General features: G+C 64.1%; 3 protein-coding genes. All 3 read right to left on the bottom strand.

Annotated elements, in window-relative coordinates; all coding sequences use genetic code 11:
* On the bottom strand, positions 1-1437 hold a 1437-nt coding region (locus VER16_RS06125; RefSeq protein ID WP_324806322.1), incomplete at its 3' end, for a hydrogenase large subunit.
* A 15-nt stretch (positions 1438-1452) separates the two neighbouring features.
* Positions 1453-2376, bottom strand: coding sequence for a respiratory chain complex I subunit 1 family protein (locus tag VER16_RS06130; protein WP_324806323.1), 924 nt, complete (start codon positions 2374-2376; stop codon positions 1453-1455).
* 2 nt (positions 2377-2378) lie between these two features.
* Positions 2379-4202, bottom strand: a complete 1824-nt coding sequence (hycC, locus tag VER16_RS06135) for a formate hydrogenlyase subunit 3 (protein ID WP_324806325.1) — start codon at positions 4200-4202, stop codon at positions 2379-2381.
* Between the last annotated feature and the right edge of the window lie 79 nt (positions 4203-4281).

Here is a 4281-nt window from a genome sequence, read left to right on the forward strand (position 1 = left end):
CCCGCGCGGCGCTTCGCTGAAGCCCAGCGCAAAGCGGTTCGGGATATAGGTAAAGCCTTCCACCATCAGCTCGCCGCCCGGCAGGTTGTCGAGGCCGAAGTCGATCATGTTCAGGGCGGTGTAGACCTCGTTGATGCGCACTTTCAGGCGGGAAATCACGTCGCAGCCCTGCTCGGTGTGGACCTCCATCGGCAGCAGACCGTAGCCGACAAACGGGTGATCGGCGCGGGTGTCGCGGGCGTGGCCGCTGGCGCGCACCATCGGGCCGACGTTGCTGAAGTCGCGGGCGATCTGCGGGTCGAGGCGGCCCACGCCAACGGTGCGCTGGTCGATGTTTGGCGTACTCAGCAGGATATCCACCAGATCCTGCACCTCGCGGCGCATCTGCTGGGCCAGCAGGCGGGTGGCGATCATGTCCTCTTTCAGCAGGTCGCGACGGATGCCGCCGATCAGGTTCAGGCCGTAGGTTTTACGCGCCCCGGTGAGGATCTCCGCCATCTTCATGGAGGTCTCACGCACGCGGAAGAACTGCATAAAGCCGGAGTCGAAGCCGACAAAGTGGCAGGCCAGGCCGAGGTTCAGCAGGTGCGAGTGCAGGCGTTCCACCTCCAGCAGGATGGCGCGGATCATCTGGGCGCGTTCCGGCACCACGATCCCCATCGCGTTCTCCACCGAGGTGGTGTAGGCCGTGCTGTGGGCAAAGCCGCAGATGCCGCAGACGCGATCCGACAGGAAGGTGACTTCGTTGTAGCCCATGCGGGTTTCGGCCAGCTTCTCCATCCCGCGATGGACGTAGAACAGGCGGTAGTCGGCGTCGATGATGTTCTCGCCGTCGACGAACAGGCGGAAGTGGCCCGGCTCATCGGAGGTGACGTGCAGCGGGCCAATCGGCACCACGTTGTTCTTCTTGTCGCCGAGTTCGTTGATGAACTCGTAGGTCTCTTTGTCGGTGGTCGGAGCCGGGCGCTGACGGTAGTCCATGCTGTCTTTACGCAGCGGATAGAGTTCGTCCGGCCAGTCATCCGGCAGCACCAGACGGCGCTCGTCCGGCAGGCCCACCGGCACCAGGCCGTACATGTCGCGCACTTCGCGCTCGCCCCACACCGCCGCGGGCACGCGCGGGGTGACGGACGGGAACTCCGGCTTGTCGGCGTCCACTTCCACGCGCACGGTGAGCCAGCAGCGGGTGCCCTGCTCCATCGACAGCACGTAGTAGACGGCGTAGCTGCCGCAGAGCTGGCGTTCGTCGTTGCCAAACAGCACCGACAGCCAGCCGCCCTGTTTGTAGTACAGGAACTCGACCACTTCCGGCAGGTAGTTAATTTTCACCGTCACGGTGATTTGATCTTGGGTCTGCCAGGCTTCATCCAGCACCACGCCCGGAAAGGCCTGATGCAGTGCGGCGAGATAGTGTTGACCAACTTTTTCTTCAGACATGGTTATTCTCTACAGTCACGCCGCCAGCAAGGAGACGAAAGCTAAAAATGCCAGACCGAAACCGGTCCAGGTAATGCGTGAGGTGGCGTTAAAGCGCAGGCGCGCCATGCTGTTCTCAAACAGGGCGATGACCAGCACGCCCACGACCAGCTTCACCACGGCAATGACGATCGCCAGCAGCAGGCCGCCTGTGGAGAACTGCGTCATCTGTCCCCAGGGGATAAACACCCCGACGAACATCTGCAGCACCACCAGCTGTTTCAGGCTGATGCCCCACTTAAGCAGCGCAAAGCCCGCGCCGCTGTATTCCGACAGCGGGCCTTCCTGCAGCTCCTGCTCGGCTTCGGCGAGGTCAAACGGCAGCTTGCCCATCTCAATAAAGGTGGCGAAGGCGCAGGCGCACAGCGCCAGTAGCAGCGTCACGGAGTGCGCCACCGGCCAGTGGTAGATGGTCGCGGTCACGGCGCTGATGTGGGTATTGCCCGCCACCTGGGCGGCGACCCACAGACCCAGCAGCAGGATCGGCTCCACCAGCACGCCGAGCATCGCTTCACGGCTCGCGCCAATCCCGGTGAACGGGCTACCGGTATCGAGCCCGGCAATGGCGAAGAAGAAGCGGGCGATAGCGAAGAGGTAGATCAGGGTGATCAGATCCCCCAGCGCAGGCATCGGTGAAGCGATAGTGATCACCGGCAGCGCGGTGGCAATGGCAAACATTACCGCCACCATCACAAACGGCATCAGGCGGAAGACCCAGCCGGAGGCCGCCGGGGCCACGCTCTGGCGGCCCAGGAGTTTAATCAGATCCCGGTACTCCTGGAAGATATCCGGCCCGCGACGGGTATGCAGGCGGGCACGCGCCACGCGGGTAATGCCCGCCAGCAGCGGCGCAACGGCAAACAGCACCAGCGCCTGAATCAAAGCAAAGATGAGGTTCATGCTCAGGCTCCTCGGGAGATAACGACAACCACCAGCACCGCCAGCTCAATCAGGGCGATACGGTGGAACAACACGGCGGTACCGTCGCACTGCCAGCCGGGGATCAGGCGCACCGGGTTAAGCCACTTGCGCAGCTTCAGCACCGGGGCAAAGGACTCTTTCACCGGCATCGCAAAGCCGTGAGCGGTGATGACCATCGCGGCTTCGTGATCGTACCCGCAGACCCAGGCAAAGCCGCGGGAGCGGTTCGCCAGACGGTCGCCTTTGAACAGCACCATCACGATAAACGGCAGCAGCAGACCGGCGAGCAGCAGCAGGGTCATCATCGGCTGCGAGACGGTGGACATCTCACCGCCGCTGACCGGGAACAGGCCACTGATCATCGGCAGGAACCACGGGGCCGCCACGCCGCCCGCCACGCAGAGCAGCGCCGCCAGCACGGTGCTGAAGGTCATCATCCCCGGCGCGCAGCGGGCGTTTTCGGCTTCGACAGTGCGCGGAGCACCGAGGAAGGTGACGCCATAGACTTTCGCCATACACATCACCGCCAGCGCGCCGGTGATTGCCAGGCCGGTCGCCAGCAGTGGCCCCAGCAGACGGGCAACAAAGGCGTCGTGAGTGCCGAGGTTAAAGAAGGACTGATAGATCACCCACTCGCCGGCAAAGCCGTTCAGCGGCGGCAGGGCCGCCATCGCCATCAATCCCACCAGCATGGCCAGCGAGATGAGCGGCATTTTTTTGCCGATGCCGCCGAGCTTCTCGATGTCGCGATGGCCGGTGCGATACCACACCGCGCCCGCGCCGAGAAACAGCGTGGTTTTAAACAGCCCGTGGCTGACCAGGTGGTAGAGTCCGCCGGTAAAGCCGAGCGCAATCAGCAGGTTGCTGTGCAGCGCAATACCGGTGACGCCCGCCCCGAGGCCGAGCAGGATAATGCCGATGTTTTCCAGGGTGTGGTACGCCAGCAGGCGCTGGATGTTGTGCTCCATCAGGGCGTACAGCCCGCCGATAAAGGCGGTGAGCATCCCCATCACCAGCAGCAGCACCCCGAGCCACAGCGGCGGTAAGGCTCCACTGAGGGAAACGGTGAGCATGCCGTAGAGACCGACCTTCATCACTACCGTGGAGAACAGAGCGGCCGCCGGGGCGCTGGCGTTAGCATGGGCCTGCGGAGCCCAGCCGTGCAGCGGGATCACCCCGGCCAGCAGGCCAAAGCCCGCCAGCCCTGGCAGCCAGATGCTGGCCCCCGGTGCCTGGGCGGTAGCCAGGGCACTCATCGCCCCGAAGTTCAGGGTGCCGTAGTAGATCCACGCCTGCCAGCAGGCGATGGCCAGCAGGATCGTCCCCAGACGACCCAGCACAAACCACAGCTTGCCGGACTGGGCGCAGCCGGTGAGAAACGCGGCGCAGAGGGCCATCACCTCGGCCATCACCACCAGCCAGCCGAAGTTATCGACCATGATGGCGGCCACGGCGGCAGCCATCAGCAGGTTGGTCAGCAGGCCGTGGCTTCTGGCCTGCGGGGGGCGGATCCAGGCGACGGTATACAGGCTGATAAGAAACGCCGGCAGGCCGATGGCGATAAGCCATACCGCGCGGATGCCGGTCATCTGCATGCCGATGTGAAGCCAGGTCATCTCTGCGTGCTGAGGTTGCGAAGAGAGCAGCGCGATCGCCCCTGCCCCCACTGCCATGGCGCTGGCAATCGCCCCGCCGATCCCGGCGATGGCACCGCTGAGCGGCCGGTGGGCGCAACACACCCACGCCAGCACCGCGCTGATGACATACCACGCCAGCGCCTGGTTAATTAACGATAAGGCGTTCATCAAAGCTCTCCTTGTTGCGACTGGAACAGCGACAGATCGCCCAGATCCGTATGCAGGGTGAGTTCGCGCTTGTTCCGGC

The organism is Stenotrophomonas sp. (assembly GCF_035634915.1).
GTDB lineage: Bacteria > Pseudomonadota > Gammaproteobacteria > Xanthomonadales > Xanthomonadaceae > Stenotrophomonas.

Bases quoted from the DNA above. Each gene is read 5' to 3' on its own strand.
- VER16_RS06130 (WP_324806323.1), bottom strand. From the start codon at position 2,376: ATGAACCTCATCTTTGCTTTGATTCAGGCGCTGGTGCTGTTTGCCGTT.
- hycC (WP_324806325.1), bottom strand. From the start codon at position 4,202: ATGAACGCCTTATCGTTAATTAACCAGGCGCTGGCGTGGTATGTCATC.